This window comes from Stenotrophomonas sp. (genome assembly GCF_036662295.1).
In the GTDB taxonomy this organism is placed as follows: Bacteria; Pseudomonadota; Gammaproteobacteria; order Xanthomonadales; family Xanthomonadaceae; genus Stenotrophomonas.
In genome coordinates this window covers 18,198-35,530 of the sequence record NZ_JAVWXA010000006.1, presented here as the reverse complement: position 1 = coordinate 35,530, position 17,333 = coordinate 18,198, and the positions used below count along the sequence as shown (strand labels likewise).

Here is a 17,333-nt window from a genome sequence, read left to right as displayed (position 1 = left end):
TGGAGACGAACATGACCGAACCGGAAAAGCGCATCGCCCTGTTGATCGATGCCGACAACGCGCCTTCGTCCAAAATCGACGTGGTGCTGGCCGAGGTGGCGCGTTACGGGGTGGCCAACGTGCGCCGTGCCTACGGCAACTGGAAGAGCCCGCGGCTGAAAGGCTGGGAGTCGGTGCTGCACGAATACGCGATCCGGCCCATCCAGCAGTTCGCCTACAGCCGTGGCAAGAACGCCTCGGACATGGCCATGGTCATCGATGCGATGGACATGCTTTACGCGCGCAACCTGGACGGGTTTGCGATCGTGTCCAGCGATGCCGATTTCACCCCGCTGGTGATGCGGCTGCTCACCGACGGGGTGAAGGTGTATGGCTTTGGCGAGAAGAAAACCCCCGAGCCGTTCGTCAACGCCTGTTCCAAGTTCACCTACCTGGAAGCGCTGGGCCAGGGCCACGCCACCGACCCGGAAGTGGAGCAGGACAGCGAGGAAACGCGCCCGCGCAAGAGCGGCCCGGAACTGCGCAGCGATACCCGCCTGGTGCAGATGCTGCGCCGCGCGGTGACCTCGGCCGAAGCCGAGGACGGCTGGTCGCACCTGGGCCCGGTGGGCAGCCAGATCGGCAACCAGGCCTCGTTCGATTCGCGCAACTATGGCTACGGCAAGCTCAGCGAACTGCTGGCGGCCACCGGCCTGTTCGAGATGAAGAAGGACGGCAAGTCCACCTACGTGCGCGCGTTGCCGAAGAAGAGCGCGGCCAAGCCGGCCAAGTGAGCCGGCACCGCGCTTACAGCGTCCGCGTCTCCGCGCCCCGGTAGCCATCGACGAACCCGCGGCCAACGTCCTGCAGCGTGCCGAACGACATCAGGACCAGGGCGGCGACCAGCATCAGGTTGCGGTGGTTGCGGCGATAGCCCACCACCAGAAGCACCAGGCCGACGCACAACAAACTGATTTCGAGGATCTGCGCGAACATTCCATTTCATCCGTGAGGTGACGGTCCCGCCGTCGGTGGGCGTATCGTAGCTGCACCGCGCGGCCACCTGCCACGCCCATTTACGACAGGACACCAACCATGCTGAAGATCTGGGGTCGCCATAATTCGAGCAACGTGCGCAAGGTGCTGTGGTGTGCCGAGGAAATCGGCCTGCCGTACGAGTCGATCCAGGTCGGCGGCGCATTCGGTGGCACCCAGTCGGCAGAGTACCGGGCGATGAATCCCAACGGGCTGGTGCCGGTGATCGAAGACCACGGCCTGCCGTTGTGGGAGTCCAACACGATCGTGCGCTACCTGGCCGCACGCTATGCGCTGGGCCGGCTGTACCCCGAGGACGTGGTGGCGCGGGCGCGGTCGGAGAAGTGGATGGACTGGACCACGGCCACGTTCTCGCCGGCCTTCCGCGACCTGTTCTGGGGCACGCTGCGCACCGCCCCGGCCGACCGCGACGAAGCCCGCATCGCCGCTGCGCTGGTGCGCTCGGGCGAGCTGCTGGCGATGGCCGACGAGGCGCTGTCGCGGCAGCCATGGCTGTCCGGCGAGGCGTTCGCCATGGGCGACATCCCGCTGGGCGCGTTCGCCTATGCGTGGTTCGAGATGCCCATCCAGCGCCCCGACCTGCCGCACCTGGCAGCGTGGTATGCGCGGCTCAAGCAGCGCCCGGCGTACCAGCGCGGGGCGATGACCGAGCTGACCTGAGGCCGCGTGCCGATCAACGGTCGACACCTACGCAGTGTCCGGTAGATGCGGAACGGTGGTCCGCACACCGCGACACCGGCCTCAATACAGGTCGGTGGGATCCACATCCAGCGACCAGCGCACCTTGCGCGCCTGCGGCAGGCCATGGATCTGCGGGGTGATCAGGTCCAGCACCGCGTGCAGCGGGCGGCGTGAGGGCGCCGACAGCAGCAGCTGGGTGCGCTGGTAGCCGGCCCGCCGCGGCATCGGCGCGGGCATCGGCCCGTAGCGCTCCACCGGCGCATCCCCGGGTACCAGGCCACGCACCGCGCTGAGCATGGCGTTGGCATGCTCCACCTGCTGCGCCTCGGCGCGCAGCAGCGCCAGGTGCGCGAACGGCGGGAACCCGGCCGCGTCGCGCTGCTCCAGTTCGGCCTCGGCGAAGGCGTGGTAGCCGCCGTTGACCAAGGTCTCCAGCAACGGATGCCCGGGGTGGTGGGTCTGCAGCCAGACCTCGCCGGGATCGCGGGCGCGGCCGGCCCGCCCGGCCACCTGGATCAGCTGCTGGGCCAGCTTCTCGCTGGCGCGGAAATCGGCCGAGAACAGGCCTTCATCGATGCCCACCACCACCACCAGCGTCAGCTTGGGCAGGTCGTGGCCCTTGGCCAGGATCTGCGTGCCCACCAGGATCCCGGCCTGGTCGCCGAGCTGGGCCAGCTGGGTCTCCAGCGCATCGCGGCGCAGCGTGGTGCCACGGTCGATGCGGATCACCGGGTAGTCGGCGAAGGCCTGGACCAGGTGTTCCTCCAGCCGCTCGGTGCCGATCCCCTGCGGCTGCAAGGCCAGGCTGGCGCAATCCGGGCAGGCCAGCGGCGCGGCTTGGCGCGCGCCGCAGTGGTGGCATTGCAGGCGCCGCCCGCCGGCATGCACGGTCATCGGCGCATCGCAGCGCTGGCACGGCGCGGTCCAGCCGCAGTCGTGGCACAGCAGCACCGGGGCGTAGCCGCGCCGGTTCTTGAACACCAGCACCTGGTGGCCGGCCGCCAGGTGCGTGGCGATGCCCTCCAGCACCTCCGGCGACAGCCCGTCGCGCAGCGGCCGCTTGCGCACGTCCAGCACGCGCACCCGCGGCGGGCGTGCATCACCGGCGCGCACCTTGAGGCGCAGGTGGCTGTAGCGGCCGGCGCGCGCGTTGTGCAGCGATTCCAGCGACGGCGTGGCGCTGCCCAGCACCACCGGCACGTCCAGCGCCTTGGCGCGGACCAGCGCAAGGTCGCGCGCGTGGTAGCGGATCCCATCCTGCTGTTTGTAGCTGCCATCGTGTTCTTCATCGACCACGATCAGGCCGGCGTTGGGCAACGGGGTGAACACCGCCGAACGCGTGCCCACCACCACCTGCGCCTCGCCGCGCGCGGCTGCCGCCCACACCCGTGCGCGCTCGTTGTCGTTCAGGCCCGAATGCAGCACGTGCACGGGGATGCCCAGGCGGCTGCGGAAACGCGACAGCGTCTGCGGGGTCAGGCCGATCTCCGGCACCAGCACCAGCGCCTGGCGGCCGCGCGCCAGGCAGTCCACGATCGCCTGCAGGTACACCTCGGTCTTGCCGCTGCCGGTCACCCCGTCCAGCAGGTAGGCGCCAAAGCCGCGGGCCGCGGTGATCGCGGCGATCGCCGCGGCCTGTTCCGGATGCGGCGGCGGCCCGGCGCTGGCGCGCGCCACCGGCGCCTGGTGGGCCAGCGCGATCCGCTCCACCAGGCCTCGCTTGGCCAGTGCGCGGGCGGCGCTGCGCCAGGCGTCCATCTGCGTGTCCAGCACGTCCTCGTCCAGCACGCCTTCGGCCAGCAGGGTGGCCAGGCGCAGCGGGCGGGTGCCGGCGCGCAGGCGGGTGCGCTGGTCGTGGCCGTCGGCCGTCAGCTGCCAGCCCCAGCGGTGGGTGTCGGGCAGCGCCTCGCCGCGCCGCAACGGCGCGGGCAGGGCGGTGCTCACCACTTCGCCAAGCGGGGCATGGGTGTAGCGCGCCAGCCACTGCAGCGAGCTCCACAGTTCGCCGCCGAGCAGCGGGGTGGCATCGATCCAGTCCAGCGCGGCGCGCAGGGTGCCGCCGTCGGCGACCGTCCCGATCCCCGCCACCACCCCCACCAGCTCGCGCGCGCCGAACGGCACCCGCACCCGGCGCCCGATCATGCCGGCATGCGGCGGCTCGCCCGGCGGCGGCGCGTAATCGAACCACTGGGGCAGGGGGACCGGCAGCGCGACCTGCAGGGTTGGCGCATTCAGCAAAGGGGCGGGGCCACCGTCCAGGGACAGGGAAGGGGCCGGATCGGAACTGGGCATCGCAGCAGTGTAGCGGCCCGTCCGCGCCCCGGCAGCGGGGGGCCGTCGGTGGCCGCACGTAACGCGACGAACCTAAATAGCGGCTAAATATCTGTCCCGTCGAGAGATTCAGGCTTATCCACATCTTCTGTGGATAAGTCTGTGTGCCACTCGCTTTCTCTGGGCGGCGCGTCAGGGAGTTCCGACGTCTCCCTCAACTTGGTCAAAAAATAGCCACACAACAATAGTCAATAAAAACAACAACATGGCTGTGAAACAAAGCTGAAACATGCACACCGGTCTCCTCACATGACTGTCTACCCATGTTTTCCTTGATGCTGTGCACAACCTGCGCCCGCCATGGCCGGCGTCCACCCCGCCGGTCTTCACACGTGACCTACATCGGCACGCCCTATCGATGGCGCAATCGCTATCATTTCGGCACTTGATGGAGTTGCTATGACGGCTGCGACGGCCCCCGTTTCTTCTACCGCAGCCGGCGCGCTGTCGGCTTTTCTGCGTGGCGTGGAGCGCCGCGCCCTGGTGGTGGCCGAGCTGCAGTGCGGCGACCCGGCCGTGGCCGAGCAGGCGCTGGTCTCGGTGATGCGTGCCTTTGCCGGGATCGCCAGCGACGTGCCGATGGCCCAGTGGCCGGACCGGTTCTGGATCCTGCTGGCCCACCGCACCCCCATCCGGCAACCGGCCGCCGGCGGCCACTGGCCGCCGGCGCTGGCCCACCTGCCCGCGTTGTCGCCGCCGGTCCGGCTGGCGCTGCTGCTGCGCATCGGCGGCGGGCTGGATGAAGCGGCCGCCGCGCAGATCCTCGACCTGCCCGTGGCCGACTACCAGCAGGCGCTGGCCGAGGCCTGTCCGCGTGATGCCCAGGGCCACCCGGACGCCGGCGCCTGGCGGGCGCTGGCCGAGCAGGTCCAGCAGCGCCTGCGCGAGTTGCCGCTGTCACGCCTGCAGCGCCTCCAGCAACCGGTCGCCACGCCCACCGCGCCGGCCGATACCGCCTCCTGGCGCACCCCCCACAAGGCCGACGCCACGCGCCCGCGTCCGCGTCGCGGCGCGGGTCGCCGCGTGCCGTGGAAGGGCCTGCTGATCGTGGGTGTCACCGTGGGCGTGCTGCTCGGCGGTGCCGCCTGGTGGAAACACGCGCGTGAGGGCGGCGCGGCCGTGCCCACCGCGCCGGCCGGGGCGCTGGTGGACACCGGCCCGGTCCAGGTGGAGGCGCTGCCGGCCGAGGACCTGCCGGTGACCGCGCCGGCCGACCCGCCGCACGCCGCCGCCGACGCGGCCATGTTGGCCGACCCGGACCTGGCGCTGGCCCGCGACGCCGACCTGTACGCCTGGTTCGCCGCCGGCGGGCCGGTGCCGGTGGATGAATCCCAGCCCCAGCCCAGCCGCCCGGAACCGGCCACCGCCGGCCTGGAGACCAGCACCGATGAGTAAGACGACCCCGTGCCTGGCCCTGTTCCTGTCCGCCTCGGCGCTGATGGCAACGGCCTCGGCCGCGCCCCAGCCGCTGGCGTTGCCTCCGCCCGCCGCCGCCGGCACGCCGGTCCCGGCTTCCACCCCGGCCATTCCGGCCACGGCCGTCGCGCTGGACCCGGCGCAGCTGGCTGAACTGCGCCGCCGCTATGCCGCCTGGCAGGCACTGCCCGAACCGGAGCGCGCCCGCCTGCGCGACGCCGCCCGGCGCATTGCCAGCCTGCCGCCGGCGCAGCAGCAGACGCTGCGCGCACGGTTCGCCGAGCAGGACCAGCGCTTCCGCGACGGTTGGCTGCTCGGCCCGCAACTGGGCCAGCTGTTTCCCAAACTGCAGGGCCTGTTCGGCTACGTGCCCGCCGAACAGCGCGAACCGGCGTTGGCGATCCTGCGCCAGCTCAGCGTGGACCAGTTGGCCCAGTTGAGCCTGGTCGCCCAGCGCACGCCCCCGCAGGAACGCGACCAGGTCCGCAGCCAGTTCCTCGCCCTGGCCCCGAGCGCCCGCGATGCGTGGTTGAAGCAGCACGTGGGGCATTGACCGGCGCGGCTGGCGCGCCGTCGGGCTTCAGCGGTCAGCGTGGAGGCCGATCACGGCCCCGGTGCGGATGTCCACATCGACATGCACGCCGCCCACGTCCGCCATGCTGACGGACATCCAGTTTTCCTGCGTGACCTCGCCCCTGCAGAAGCTGAGGGTGTAATACGACTGGCCATCGCGCTCATGTATCACGTCTTCAAAGCGCACATGGCACGCGGCCAGGTCGATGAAGCCGATCCTGACCCACTCGCTGTCGGACACCGCCGCCATGGCCGTGAACAGGAAGCGGGAATACTTTTTGTCGAGGTTGATCAAGGTCGCCATGTTCATCCCTGTAGCGGCAGCAAGGTGGCCGCGCAGGGGCGGGCCGGGGACGCAGCATAGTCGCTGGCGGTGTTTGCCACCCGGCAGGTGTAAGATGCTCGCCTGCAACCCGGTGCCTGTGCCCTTCGCGCGCGACTGCAGTTGCCGCCTGTGATCTTCATGTCCAACCCCCTGTCTACGCCGCGCCTTTCCCGGGAAGTGCGCGCCACCGGTCTGCTTGCGTTGCCGCTGGTGCTTGGCCATGTCTCCACCGGCCTGATTTCCTTTGTCGATAACGTCATCGCCGGCCACCACGGCACGCAGACGCTGGCGGCGGTGACCATCGGCACCGCGCTGCTGTGGCTGCCGATGCTGATCCCGATCGGCACCCTGATCTCGCTCACCGCCTCGGTCTCGCAGCTGCACGGTGCCGGCCGCGAGCGCGAGATCGGGCCGTTGTTCCGCCAGGCGCTGTGGTTGGCGCTGGGCCTGGGCCTGATCATGTTCGCCTTCCTCACCGTGGTGCCGCCGCTGCTGCCGGCCTTCGGCATCGCCGCGGACATCGTGCCCGGCGCCACCGCGTTCCTGCATGCGGTGCGCTGGGGCGGGCCGGCGCTCACGCTGTACTTCTGCATGCGCTATCTCAGCGAGGGCATGCACTGGACGCTGCCGACCATGATCCTGGGCTTCGGCGGCCTGCTGGTGCTGGCGCCGCTGGGCTACATCCTCTGCTACGGCAAGCTGGGCTTCCCCGAACTGGGCGCCGAAGGCCTGGGCATGGCCTCGGCGATCATGATGTGGATCCAGGCGCTGTGCTTTGCCGGCTACCTGTGGAAAACACGGCGTTTTGCCCACCTTGCGCTGTTCTCGCACCTGGAGCCGCCGCGCTGGGCGGCCATCTGGGACCTGCTGCGCACCGGCCTGCCGATCGGCATCACCGTGCTGATGGAAGGCGGTCTGTTCATCGTGACCGCGCTGCTGATCGGTCGCCTGGGCGCCACCGAGGCCGCCTCGCACCAGATCGCGATCAACGTGGCCCAGCTGTGCTTCATGATCCCGATGGGCGTGGCCGAGGCCACCACCGTGCGCGTGGGCCATGCGGTGGGCAGTGGCAACGGGCTGGGCGTGCGCCGCGCGGCGATCGCCGGGCTGGTGATCATCCTGGGCACCCAGACGCTGTCGGCGCTGGTGCTGCTGTTGGGCCATGACGCCATCGTCGGGGTGTATACCGCCGACATGGGCGTGGCCGCGCTGGCCTCCACGCTGCTGCTGTACGCGGCCGCCTTCCAGTTCCCCGATGGCGTGCAGGTGCTCTCCGCCGGTGCGCTGCGTGGGCTGAAAGACACCCGCGTGCCGATGTTCATCGCCATGTTCTCCTACTGGGGCCTGGGCATGCCGCTGGGCGCCGGGCTCGGCCTGGGGCTGGGCATGGGCCCGCAGGGCATGTGGCTGGGCCTGATCCTGGGCCTGACCGCGGCGGCCATCCTGATGGCCTGGCGCCTGCGCGTGAGCAGCCGCCGGGTGGGCCTGGCGCTGCCGCCCGCCGCCTGAGGGCCCCCTTACTTGTGTCCGATGCCGGCCCGCCCGGCACCGGCTATGCTGGTACCACGGCAAGATGCCAACTGGAGTTTTCCCCATGAACCAACCCGCGCGTCGCAACCCCGTGGCCAGCTTCTTCATCGGGCTGTGGGATGTGATGAACTTTACCCGCAGGCTGATCCTCAACCTGATGTTCTTCGGCCTGCTGCTGCTGGTGCTGATCCTGTTCGTTTTCGCGATGGGCAAGGGCGCCAGCGCCGGCAAATCGCTGCAGGACCGCACCACGCTGGTGATCGCGCCCGAAGGCCGGCTGGTCGAGCAGTACAGCGCCGATCCGGTCAGCCGCGCGCTGGCCAAGGCGGTGGGCGACAACGGGTCGGAGGAAGTGCAGCTGCGCGACCTGGTCCGTGCGATCGAAGCGGCGCGCGATGACAAGAAGATCGAGCGGGTGGTGCTGGAGCTGGACAAGCTGCAGCCCAGCGGCTTTGCCACCATGCGTGAAGTGGCCGCTGCCCTGCAGGGCCTGCGCGCCTCGGGCAAGCAGGTGGTGGCCTTCAGCCAGAACATGAGCCAGTGGCAGTACCTGCTGGCCGCGCAGGCCAACGAGGTCTACCTGGACCCGATGGGCGGGGTGATGCTCGAGGGCCTCGGCCGCTACCGGCAGTACTTCCGCACCGGCCTGCAGGACAAGCTGGGCGTGGACGTGCACCTGTTCAAGGTGGGCGAGTACAAGTCCGCCGCCGAGCCGTACGTGCTCGACGCCGCCTCGGCGCAGGCCAAGGAAGCGGACCTGTTCTGGATGAATGATGTGTGGCAGCGCTACCTGGGCGACATCGCCACCGCGCGCAAGCTGGATGCCGCGCAGCTGGCCGCTGGCATCGACACCCTGCCCGAGGGCATCGCCGCCGCCGGTGGCGACCTGGCCAAGTTCGCCCTGCAGCAGAAGCTGGTGGACGGCCTGAAGACCCGCGAGGAAGTCGAAGACCTGCTGGCCGACCGCGGCGTGGCCGATGAAGACGCCGAGGGCGGTTTCCGCAGCGTCAACCTGGACGCGTACCTGTCCGTGCTCGACACCCGCCGCTCGCCGGTGGATTCGCGTCCGCAGGTGGCGGTGATCGTGGCGTCCGGCGAGATCGCCGGCGGCGACCTGCCGGCCGGCCGCGTGGGCGGCGACTCGACCTCCGCCCTGCTGCGCGAAGCCCGCGACGACAAGGACGTGAAGGCCGTGGTGCTGCGCGTGGATTCGCCCGGTGGCGAAGTGTTCGCCTCCGAGCAGATCCGTCGCGAAGTGGTGGCGCTGAAGGCCGCCGGCAAGCCGGTGGTGGTGTCCATGGGTGACCTGGCGGCCTCCGGCGGCTACTGGATCAGCATGAACGCCGACCGCATCTATGCCGACCCCTCGACCATCACCGGTTCGATCGGCATCTTCGGCATGATCCCCAACGTGGCCCGTTCGCTGGACAAGATCGGCGTGCATACCGACGGCGTGGGCACCACCCGCTTCGCCGGCGCGTTCGACATGACCCGCCCGATGGACCCGGCCGTGGGCCAGGTGATCCAGTCGGTGATCAACAAGGGTTACGCCGATTTCACCGGCAAGGTGGCCGACGCCCGCAACAAGCCGGTCGAGGCGGTCGATGAAGTCGCCCGCGGCCGGGTGTGGAGCGGTGCGCAGGCCAAGGAACGTGGCCTGGTGGATGACTTCGGCGGGCTGAAGGTCGCCGTGGCCGATGCCGCCAAGCGCGCCAAGCTGGGCGACGTGGACAAGGTGCGCGTGCGCTACATCGAGAAGGGCGCCACCCCGTTCGCGCAGTTCCTGAGCGGCTTCGCCGGCAGCCATGCCGGTGCCTGGATGCTGGGCGAGTCGGGCATGGCCCGCCTGATCCTGGCCCGTTCGATGCCGGAGCTGAACACCCAGCTGCGCTTCGTCGAAGACGCCGCCCGCGACCCGCGCGGCAGCAGCCCGGTCACGGCCCTGGCGTACTGCTTCTGCGGCTTCTGACCCGCACCACGGCACCGATGAAAAAGCCCGGCAATGCCGGGCTTTTTCTTGATGCAGGCTGGTAGAGCCACCCCATGGGTGGCTGCTCTCCCATCCAGTACCGCGCGCCGCCACCCATGGGGTGGCGCTACCGGGGCGCTTTGCCTTCGGCTTCGTCGGCGGCGCGGGTGTCTGGCGCCTGTTCGAGCGATTCGCGTGCGGCGTTGGCCTTGTCCAGCGGCTGTTGCATCGCATCGCGCAGTGCGGAGGCCTGCGGTTCCGGGGGCTTTTCCGGCGACGGCGGCGCCGGGCGGTTGCAGCCGGCCAGCGCCAGCAATGCCGCAAGCGGCAGGACAATACGGATGTTCATGTCACGCTCCTCAAGGGCCTGGCGCGCAGTGTCGCACCGTCGCCAGGCCGGTGTGTGATGGCGTCGACCGGCCAACCCGGCGCGCATGCTGCGTTATCCTGCGCACAGCGTGCGGCACGGTGCCGCGTGCAGGCAACACGGGGCACCGCCCCGACGCAGGAGAGGCATGTGAGCGCGCAACGTTGGCGGCTGGACGGACAGACCGCATTGATCACCGGCGCCAGCGCCGGCATCGGCCTGGCCATTGCGCGGGAACTGCTCGGCTTCGGCGCCGACGTGCTGATCGTCGGGCGCGATGCCGACGCCCTGGAAATGGCGCGCGATGAGCTGGCCGACGCCTTTCCCGATCGCGAGGTGCACGGCCTGGCCGCCGATGTTTCCGACGACGAGGACCGCCGCGAGATCCTGGACTGGGTGGAAGACCACAGCGATGGCCTGCACCTGCTGATCAACAACGCTGGCGGCAACGTCAGCAAGCCGGCCACCGAGTACACCGAAGACGAATGGCGCGGCATCTTCGAAACCAACCTGTTCTCGGCCTTTGAACTCTCGCGCTACGCACACCCGCTGCTGGCCCGGCACGCGGCGTCGGCCATCGTCAACGTGGGCAGCGTGTCCGGCCTTACCCACGTGCGCAGCGGCGCCGTGTACGGCATGACCAAGGCCGCCATGCACCAGATGACCCGCAACCTGGCGGTGGAATGGGCCGAGGACGGCATCCGCGTCAACGCCGTGGCACCGTGGTACATCCGCACCCGGCGCACCTCCGGCCCGCTGTCCAACCCGGACTATTACGACGAAGTGATCGAACGCACGCCGATGCGGCGCATCGGCGAGCCCGAGGAAGTGGCCGCCGCGGTGGGCTTCCTGTGCCTGCCCGCGGCCAGCTACGTCACCGGCGAATGCATCGCCGTGGACGGTGGCTTCCTGCGCTACGGGTTCTAGCAGGCGATCAGCCCGGGACCGGGCACTCGCTCGCGGCCAGGATCGCCTGCAGGCGCTCGCGCTCGGCAGTGGCGGCGGCCTGGTTTTCCGGCGTGGCAAAGCGCTCGCTGCCGCGCGCATCGCGGAACCGCTGCTGCCACCGGTTGCACCGCTGCGCCTCGGGCGTGGCCTGGCAGGTGTCGCGCACCACCTCGCAGCCGGCCGCGTTGACCGGCGTGTTGCCACCCAGGCCGGTCACGGTCATCAGCACGCAGTGCGGCGGCGCCGGTTCGCGCTCGTGCAGGTAGCCGTTGCCGTCGCGGTTGATGCACGCATAGATCTCCGGCAGCGGCGCCTTCGGTGCGGCGTTGTCGGCCTCGGCCGCCGCAGCCTTCTCGCGGGCCTGCTGGCGCAGCACGTCACTGTCGAGGATCTCGTTGCCTTCGGCCTCCACCGAGGTCTGCACGCCGCCCTGCAGCACCGGCAGCGGGGACGACTGCAGCATCGTGCTCGGCGCGGCCGGCACCGGTAACGATGACGATGCCGGTGATGGCGCGGGGCCTGTCGGCGCGGCCGGCACCGCCGAGGTGGCGTCCCCGCTGCCCGCGGCCACTGCCGGCGGCGGCGTCCCCGTGGCGGCCGCGGCGAAGCGCTGGATGCGCTGGGTGCTGCCCGCCGGGCACGGCGCGTTCTGGATGGTCAGGGCGCCATTGACGTCGGTGCATCGGAACAGCACCACCTCATCGGCGCGTGCGAGGCCGGGCATGGCGCCGCACAGGGCGGCCAGGCCCAGCGCCAACGCAGGCAGGACGCCAGGGCGCAGGCGGAACGATAATGGTTGGGAGTGCAGGAAGGGCATGGAAAGCGAAGACCAGGATCAGACGTGCGGATCAAGCAGGCGGGGGAAATGACCGGGTTGCATTGCCCTGCACCTCGGGGCGGTGAAGGCGTCAGCGGCAATCACGCTGCAGCCGGGCATCGATGCTGCGCTGTTCGCGGTCGAGCGTCTCGCGCTCGCCCTGCAGGGCGCTGTTGTACTGGCGCACCAGCGTCCAGCGGCGGTCCTGCAGCCGCGCACAGACGTCCTCCTGCGGCAGCAGGCTGCACTGGTCGCGCACCAGCACGTTGCCGGTGGGCACCACGGTGTCGGTGTAGGTGCCCGGGTAGGCCTGGCGGCTGCCTTCCCACTGCGTGCTGCCACTGCCGATGCTGAGGCTGGCCCCGCCGTGGGCGCCGCCGCCGGAGACCGTCAGGCCGCCGCCGCTGCTGGTAAGCGTGCCGCCCATCGGCGCGATCGGTGGCAACGGCGGCGAGGGCCGGTAGCCACCACCGCCGCCACCCGGCGGACGATGGCCGCGGCCGTAGGGCACGTACACGCTGGTCCAGACCGGCACCCAGCGCGGATTGCCCTCGCCGTTGTCGCTGGTATAGCGGCTGCCGTCATCGCGCACGCATTCGAACAGCGGCTGCGGCGGCTGCACGTACACATGGCGGACCTCGCGCGGGGGGGCAGCGGCCGGCGGCGTGGTCGGGTCGGCGTCGCTGCGCACCACCCGTTGCGGCCGGTCGCGCGGGCGTTGCATGTCGCGCACTTCCTGGCGGCCCTCCCGGCAGGGCGCATCCTGCAGCGACACCGCCCCGGTGCTGCCCACGCAGCGGTAGATGCGCACGTTGTCCTTGCTGTCCTTGGCATCCTGCGCGCCAAGCGGCGCGCTGGCGACAAGCAGCACGGACAGGCTCAGGGCGGGGAAGGGGGGCATGGCCACAGTGTGCCGCTTTGCCGGCAGGCGCGCAAAAGCCCGGTTCAGGTACGCAGGACCTGCCCGCTGAGGGCATCGCGGATCGGCGTGGGCTGGGCCAGGCCGCCGGTGGCGCCATCGATCAGCCCATCAAGCTGGCGCAGCAGGGCCGGGTCCAGCGCGGCGCGGGTGCGGGCGGGCGGGTGCCCGGCCAGGTTGGCGCTGGTGGACACCAGCGGGCCGCCCCATGCGCGGCACAGGCCCGCCACCAGCGGGTGGGCGCTGACCCGCACCGCAATCCCACGGTGCTCGCCGGTGATCCAGCGCGGCGCGCGGTCGCCGGCCGGCAGGATCCAGGTATGCGCGCCGGGCCAGCTGGCCTGGACCTCACGCTGGCGGTCGGCCGGCAGCGCGTCCATCCGCACCCAGCCGTCCAGCTGGGCCAGCGTGGCGGCCACCAGGATCATGCCCTTCTCGACCGGGCGCTGCTTGAGCTGCAGCAGTTTCATCACCGCCGCCTCGTTGCCGGGATCGCAGCCCAGGCCCCAGACGGCTTCGGTCGGATAGGCGATCACCCCGCCGGCGCGCAGCGCAGGCAGGGCAGTGTCCACAGTGAGTTCGTTCATGGCGGCTGGGCGGCGGCAGGGAAGGGCATTATCCGCCGGCCGCGCGGCGGCGGTAGTGTCCGGGTGGGCCGGTCGCGCCGGCCCTCCCAGGCTCAGGCCTTCTTGACCGCTTTCTTGGTCGCGGTCTTCTTGGCGGCCTTCTTTGCCGGTGCCTTCTTTGCCGGTGCCTTCTTGGCCACGGCCTTTTTCGCCGCCGCCTTCTTGGCGGGCGCCTTCTTGGCCGCCGCCTTCTTCGGCGCGGCGTCCTTCTTCACGGCCGCCTTCTTGGCCACCACTTTCTTGGCTGCCTTCTTGCCGAAGCCCTTGCGCACCGGCTTGCCGGTTTCTTCCATCAACTGCTGCACTTCAGCCAGGGTCAGCGAGGCCGGCTCGCGATCCTTGGGGATCTTGCCGTTCATGCGGCCATCGCTGATGTACGGGCCGAAGCGACCGTTGAGCACCTGGATGTCGCTGCCCTCGAACTCCTTGATGATCCGGTTGCGCGCGATCTCTTCCTTCTCTTCGATCAGGAACACGGCGCGGGCCAGGTCGATGGTGTACGGGTCGTCTTCCTTCTTCAGCGAGGCGTAGGTGCTGCCGCGCTTGGCGAACGGGCCGAAGCGGCCGATGCCCACGCTCACGTCCTCATCCTTGTCCTGGCCCAGCGCGCGCGGCATCAGGAACAGCTCCAGCGCGTCTTCCAGCGAAATGGTGTGCATCGACTGGCCCGGGCGCAGCGAGGCGAACTTGGGCTTGTCCTCGGCGTCCTCGGCGGTGCTGCCGATCGCCGCGTACGGCCCGAAGCGGCCCAGGCGCACGCTGACCGGCTTGCCGGTCTTGGGATCGGTGCCCAGCTCGCGCGCGCCACTGGCTTCGGCGCGGTCGACCGACTCGTTCTTTTCCTCGACCAGCTTGTTGAACGGGTCCCAGAAGCGGGCCATCAACGGGATCCAGTCTTCCTCGCCGCGCGAGACGGCATCGAGCTCGTCTTCCAGCTTGGCGGTGAAGTCGTAATCCACGTACTGGGTGAAGTGGCTGGACAGGAACTTGGACACCGCGCGGCCCACGTCGGACGGGCGGAAGCTGCGGCCTTCCATTTCCACGTACTTGCGGAACAGCAGGGTCTGGATGATCGAGGCATAGGTCGACGGACGGCCGATGCCATATTCTTCCAGCGCCTTGACCAGCGCCGCTTCGGTGAAGCGCGGCGGCGGCTGGGTGAAGTGCTGGTCGGCCACGATGCGGTCCAGCGGCACGCGGTCGCCGGGCTTCATCGCCGGCAGCTTGCGGCCTTCGTCGTCATCCTCGGCGCTCTTGGTGTCCTTGCCTTCCTCATAGACGGCCAGGAAGCCGGGCACCACCACGGTGGTGCCGCTGGCGCGGAACACGTGCTCGCTGCCGGCCGAGAGGTCCACGCTGACGGTGTTGAGCGTGGCCGGGATCATCTGGCAGGCCACCGCCCGCTTCCAGATCAGCTCGTACAGCTTGCGCTCGTCATCGGTGAGGAAGCGCGCCACCTGTGCCGGGGTACGCAGGGCCGAGGTCGGGCGCACGGCTTCGTGGGCTTCCTGGGCGTTCTTGGACTTGGTCTGGTAGGTGTTGGGCTGGTCGGGCAGCGAGGCGATGCCGTAGTCGCGCGCGATCACGTCGCGGATCTCGGCCAGCGCGTCCTGGGACAGGTTGACCGAGTCGGTACGCATGTACGAGATCAGGCCGACGGTGCCTTCTTCCTCGCCGATGGCCACGCCTTCGTACAGCTTCTGCGCCACCTGCATGGTCTTGCGCGTGGTGAAGCCGAGCTTGCGCGAGGCTTCCTGCTGCAGCGTGGAGGTGGTGAACGGCGGGGCCGGGCGGCGCTTGCGCTCCTTGCTGGCCACGTCGGTGACGTGCAGCGAACCCTGCGCGGCCTGCTGGATGCGCAGGCGCGCGGCCTCGGCGGTGTCGCCGTCGGTCACGGTGAACTGCTCGAACTTCTTGCCGTCCAGCTTGGTCAGGCGGGCAGTGAACGGCTGGGACGGATGCGCGCACGCCGCATCGATGCTCCAGTATTCGCGGGCGATGAACGCCTCGATCTCTTCCTCGCGCTCGACGATCATGCGCAGCGCCGGGCTCTGCACGCGGCCGGCGGACAGGCCGCGCTGCACCTTGCGCCACAGCACCGGGGAGAGGTTGAAGCCCACCAGGTAATCCAGCGCGCGGCGCGCCTGCTGCGCATCGACCAGGTCGCCGGCGATGGCACGCGGCTGGCCCATGGCCTCCTTGATCGCGCGCGGGGTGATCTCGGTGAACACCACCCGCTGCATCGGCTTGTCCTTGACCAGCCCACGCTCCTTCAGGATCTCGGCGATGTGCCAGCTGATCGCCTCGCCCTCGCGATCCGGATCGGTCGCCAGGAAGATGTCGTCGGCGCCCTTGGCGGCCTTGACGATGGCATCGACGTGCTTTTCGTTCTTCTCGATGAGGTCGTAGCGCATCGCGAAGTTGTTGTCCGGGTCGACCGCGCCCTCCTTGGGCACCAGGTCGCGCACATGCCCATACGAGGCCAGGACGGTGAAGTCCTTGCCGAGGTATTTGTTGATCGTCTTGGCCTTGGCGGGCGATTCGACGATGAGCAGGTGCTTGGGCATGTCAGTTATTTCTGTGGGCAGCAGCCCGGGAGAGGGCGCTAGGGTGGAGCAAATGGCCGCATTAGTGAAGGGCAGCGGGCGATATCCATAAACTGAACGCCCGGGTATGCGCCGGGCGTTCAGCTTTAATGCTTATTAGAGGAATCACGACCGAGCCATCCGTGTCAAGCGGCCCGGTGTGAGGAAGATCGCCGCCAGGCGGTGATCGGCCCGCGCCCACAGGCTGTGGCGCGGTGGGCGGGGCCGGGCCGGGATCAGGATTGTGCGGCGGCCATCACAATGGTCATCACGATCAGGCCGGCATAGGCCAGCACCGCCAGCGCGGTCAGGCCGATGATCACCAGGGTCACCGTGCCCAGTTCGCGGCGCTGCAGCTGCGGCTGGTCGGTATAGGCCCATTTGTCCACCACCAGGGTGTCCACGATCATGTCGTGCAGGCCCTGCTTGCGCTGGGTCACGCCGGCCATGATGGCCGAGGCCAGGTAGGCCAGGCCGCAGCTGAGCAGGTAGGAGAAGAACAGCGCGGCCCATCGGCCGAAGCTGCGCCCGTTGCTCAAACGCTGGCCGTCGGTGCGCACCACCTTGATGCCGACCGCCATCTTGCCCAGCGTGGCCTGGCGGGTGGAGGCATGCATCAGGCTGAAGTACAGCGCCTGCACGATCACCGGCAGCACGTACACGCCCAGCACGATGAACACCGCCATCCCCGGGGAGTCCTCCGGATCGCTCAGCCCGCCCATGAAGGCGGCCATGCCACCGAACATCAGCATGCCCACCAGGAACACCAGCACCAGCACGCCGGACATCACCACGCCATCGATCGTGGCCGCGGCAAAGCGCTTCCAGAACCCGGCATAGACCACGTCGCCGCCGCTGACCACCATCGGATCGGCATAGGGGCCACCGGAAGTGGGCGCGGTATAGGGCGAATGGGTGCCGCCCCCGGTGCCCGGCAGCGGCGCGGTGCCGTTGTCGATGGCGGTGTAATCCCCGCGCAGGTCGATGCCGTTGCCGAGGTTGTCGGCGGCACTGGCCAGGTTCTGCAGCTGCAGCTCGTCGACCGCCTCGGCCAGCGGCTTCCACTGCGGGTAACCCTCGCGCCACACCAGCGTGGCCAGGCTGATCTGCGCGCGCTGGAAACGCAGGCGCAGTTCGTCGGCGCTCAACGGGCCCTGGCGATCCTGGCCATCGGCGTAATACCACTCAGTCATTGCATCAATCCCCATGTG

At 69.7% G+C, this 17,333-nt stretch carries 16 protein-coding genes; 7 read left to right on the top strand and 9 right to left on the bottom strand.

All coding sequences use genetic code 11. From position 1 onward, the window contains the following. Positions 1 to 11: 11 nt before the first annotated feature. Positions 12 to 773: an NYN domain-containing protein gene (locus tag RSA25_RS02325; protein WP_332807309.1), complete on the top strand. Its 762-nt coding sequence runs from the start codon at positions 12 to 14 to the stop codon at positions 771 to 773. Positions 774 to 786: 13 nt separating this feature from the next. On the opposite strand, the gene RSA25_RS02320 is transcribed toward RSA25_RS02325, so the two are convergent. Beyond that, entirely contained in the window at positions 787 to 975 is a 189-nt protein-coding gene (locus RSA25_RS02320; protein WP_332807308.1) for a hypothetical protein, read from the bottom strand. Between the two features lie 99 nt (positions 976 to 1,074). Between RSA25_RS02320 and RSA25_RS02315 the strand changes: the two genes are divergently transcribed. Beyond that, on the top strand, positions 1,075 to 1,695 hold the full coding sequence (locus RSA25_RS02315) for a glutathione S-transferase (RefSeq protein WP_332807307.1): 621 nt from the start codon (positions 1,075 to 1,077) through the stop codon (positions 1,693 to 1,695). Between the two features lie 81 nt (positions 1,696 to 1,776). Here RSA25_RS02315 and RSA25_RS02310 read toward each other — a convergent pair whose 3' ends face one another. Continuing rightward, positions 1,777 to 3,951 (bottom strand): primosomal protein N', encoded by a 2,175-nt coding sequence (locus tag RSA25_RS02310; protein WP_332807345.1) that lies wholly within the window; start codon positions 3,949 to 3,951, stop codon positions 1,777 to 1,779. Between the two features lie 495 nt (positions 3,952 to 4,446). Here RSA25_RS02310 and RSA25_RS02305 point away from each other — a divergent pair, with 495 nt between their 5' ends. Both RSA25_RS02305 and RSA25_RS02300 read left to right on the top strand, forming a co-directional pair. Further along, positions 4,447 to 5,442 carry a hypothetical protein gene (locus tag RSA25_RS02305; RefSeq protein ID WP_332807306.1) on the top strand — a complete coding sequence of 332 codons (996 nt, stop codon included), beginning with the start codon at positions 4,447 to 4,449 and terminating at the stop codon, positions 5,440 to 5,442. Next, complete coding sequence (locus tag RSA25_RS02300; protein WP_332807305.1) at positions 5,435 to 6,016, top strand: DUF3106 domain-containing protein; 582 nt, start codon at positions 5,435 to 5,437, stop codon at positions 6,014 to 6,016. The genes RSA25_RS02305 and RSA25_RS02300 overlap by 8 nt, the downstream gene beginning before the upstream one ends. A 27-nt stretch (positions 6,017 to 6,043) precedes the next feature. Here the strand turns inward: RSA25_RS02300 and RSA25_RS02295 are convergent, their stop codons facing one another. Next, the gene (locus RSA25_RS02295; RefSeq protein WP_332807304.1) at positions 6,044 to 6,340 is read right to left on the bottom strand and encodes a hypothetical protein; all 297 of its coding nucleotides are present in this window, start codon (positions 6,338 to 6,340) and stop codon (positions 6,044 to 6,046) included. A 159-nt stretch (positions 6,341 to 6,499) separates the two neighbouring features. Between RSA25_RS02295 and RSA25_RS02290 the strand changes: the two genes are divergently transcribed. Further along, positions 6,500 to 7,870 (top strand): MATE family efflux transporter, encoded by a 1,371-nt coding sequence (locus RSA25_RS02290; protein WP_332807303.1) that lies wholly within the window; start codon positions 6,500 to 6,502, stop codon positions 7,868 to 7,870. 85 nt (positions 7,871 to 7,955) lie between these two features. After that, positions 7,956 to 9,860, top strand: a complete 1,905-nt coding sequence (sppA, locus tag RSA25_RS02285; RefSeq protein ID WP_332807302.1) for a signal peptide peptidase SppA — start codon at positions 7,956 to 7,958, stop codon at positions 9,858 to 9,860. Positions 9,861 to 9,987: 127 nt separating this feature from the next. Here sppA and RSA25_RS02280 read toward each other — a convergent pair whose 3' ends face one another. Continuing rightward, complete coding sequence (locus RSA25_RS02280; protein ID WP_332807301.1) at positions 9,988 to 10,209, bottom strand: hypothetical protein; 222 nt, start codon at positions 10,207 to 10,209, stop codon at positions 9,988 to 9,990. A 168-nt stretch (positions 10,210 to 10,377) separates the two neighbouring features. Between RSA25_RS02280 and RSA25_RS02275 the strand changes: the two genes are divergently transcribed. Continuing rightward, positions 10,378 to 11,154 (top strand): SDR family oxidoreductase, encoded by a 777-nt coding sequence (locus RSA25_RS02275; RefSeq protein ID WP_332807300.1) that lies wholly within the window; start codon positions 10,378 to 10,380, stop codon positions 11,152 to 11,154. 7 nt (positions 11,155 to 11,161) lie between these two features. Here RSA25_RS02275 and RSA25_RS02270 read toward each other — a convergent pair whose 3' ends face one another. The 5 genes from RSA25_RS02270 to RSA25_RS02250 form a co-directional block, all read right to left on the bottom strand. Next, on the bottom strand, positions 11,162 to 11,992 hold the full coding sequence (locus RSA25_RS02270; RefSeq protein ID WP_332807299.1) for a hypothetical protein: 831 nt from the start codon (positions 11,990 to 11,992) through the stop codon (positions 11,162 to 11,164). A gap of 91 nt (positions 11,993 to 12,083) precedes the next feature. Continuing rightward, entirely contained in the window at positions 12,084 to 12,893 is an 810-nt protein-coding gene (locus RSA25_RS02265) for a DUF4124 domain-containing protein (protein WP_332807298.1), read from the bottom strand. Positions 12,894 to 12,937: 44 nt separating this feature from the next. Continuing rightward, positions 12,938 to 13,498, bottom strand: coding sequence for a Sua5/YciO/YrdC/YwlC family protein (locus tag RSA25_RS02260; protein ID WP_332807297.1), 561 nt, complete (start codon positions 13,496 to 13,498; stop codon positions 12,938 to 12,940). Between the two features lie 92 nt (positions 13,499 to 13,590). After that, positions 13,591 to 16,104 (bottom strand): DNA topoisomerase I, encoded by a 2,514-nt coding sequence (locus tag RSA25_RS02255; protein ID WP_332807296.1) that lies wholly within the window; start codon positions 16,102 to 16,104, stop codon positions 13,591 to 13,593. 254 nt (positions 16,105 to 16,358) lie between these two features. Further along, positions 16,359 to 17,315, bottom strand: coding sequence for an RDD family protein (locus RSA25_RS02250; protein WP_332807295.1), 957 nt, complete (start codon positions 17,313 to 17,315; stop codon positions 16,359 to 16,361). Positions 17,316 to 17,333: the final 18 nt, after the last annotated feature.

What these genes read in the sequence shown, in the direction of transcription:
- RSA25_RS02325 (WP_332807309.1), top strand. Translation starts at nt 12, where the DNA reads ATGACCGAACCGGAAAAGCGCATCGCCCTGTTGATCGATGCCGACAAC.
- RSA25_RS02320 (WP_332807308.1), bottom strand. Translation starts at nt 975, where the DNA reads ATGTTCGCGCAGATCCTCGAAATCAGTTTGTTGTGCGTCGGCCTGGTG.
- RSA25_RS02315 (WP_332807307.1), top strand. Translation starts at nt 1,075, where the DNA reads ATGCTGAAGATCTGGGGTCGCCATAATTCGAGCAACGTGCGCAAGGTG.
- RSA25_RS02305 (WP_332807306.1), top strand. Translation starts at nt 4,447, where the DNA reads ATGACGGCTGCGACGGCCCCCGTTTCTTCTACCGCAGCCGGCGCGCTG.
- RSA25_RS02300 (WP_332807305.1), top strand. Translation starts at nt 5,435, where the DNA reads ATGAGTAAGACGACCCCGTGCCTGGCCCTGTTCCTGTCCGCCTCGGCG.
- RSA25_RS02295 (WP_332807304.1), bottom strand. Translation starts at nt 6,340, where the DNA reads ATGGCGACCTTGATCAACCTCGACAAAAAGTATTCCCGCTTCCTGTTC.
- RSA25_RS02290 (WP_332807303.1), top strand. Translation starts at nt 6,500, where the DNA reads ATGTCCAACCCCCTGTCTACGCCGCGCCTTTCCCGGGAAGTGCGCGCC.
- sppA (WP_332807302.1), top strand. Translation starts at nt 7,956, where the DNA reads ATGAACCAACCCGCGCGTCGCAACCCCGTGGCCAGCTTCTTCATCGGG.
- RSA25_RS02280 (WP_332807301.1), bottom strand. Translation starts at nt 10,209, where the DNA reads ATGAACATCCGTATTGTCCTGCCGCTTGCGGCATTGCTGGCGCTGGCC.
- RSA25_RS02270 (WP_332807299.1), bottom strand. Translation starts at nt 11,992, where the DNA reads ATGCCCTTCCTGCACTCCCAACCATTATCGTTCCGCCTGCGCCCTGGC.
- RSA25_RS02265 (WP_332807298.1), bottom strand. Translation starts at nt 12,893, where the DNA reads ATGCCCCCCTTCCCCGCCCTGAGCCTGTCCGTGCTGCTTGTCGCCAGC.
- RSA25_RS02260 (WP_332807297.1), bottom strand. Translation starts at nt 13,498, where the DNA reads ATGAACGAACTCACTGTGGACACTGCCCTGCCTGCGCTGCGCGCCGGC.
- RSA25_RS02255 (WP_332807296.1), bottom strand. Translation starts at nt 16,104, where the DNA reads ATGCCCAAGCACCTGCTCATCGTCGAATCGCCCGCCAAGGCCAAGACG.
- RSA25_RS02250 (WP_332807295.1), bottom strand. Translation starts at nt 17,315, where the DNA reads ATGACTGAGTGGTATTACGCCGATGGCCAGGATCGCCAGGGCCCGTTG.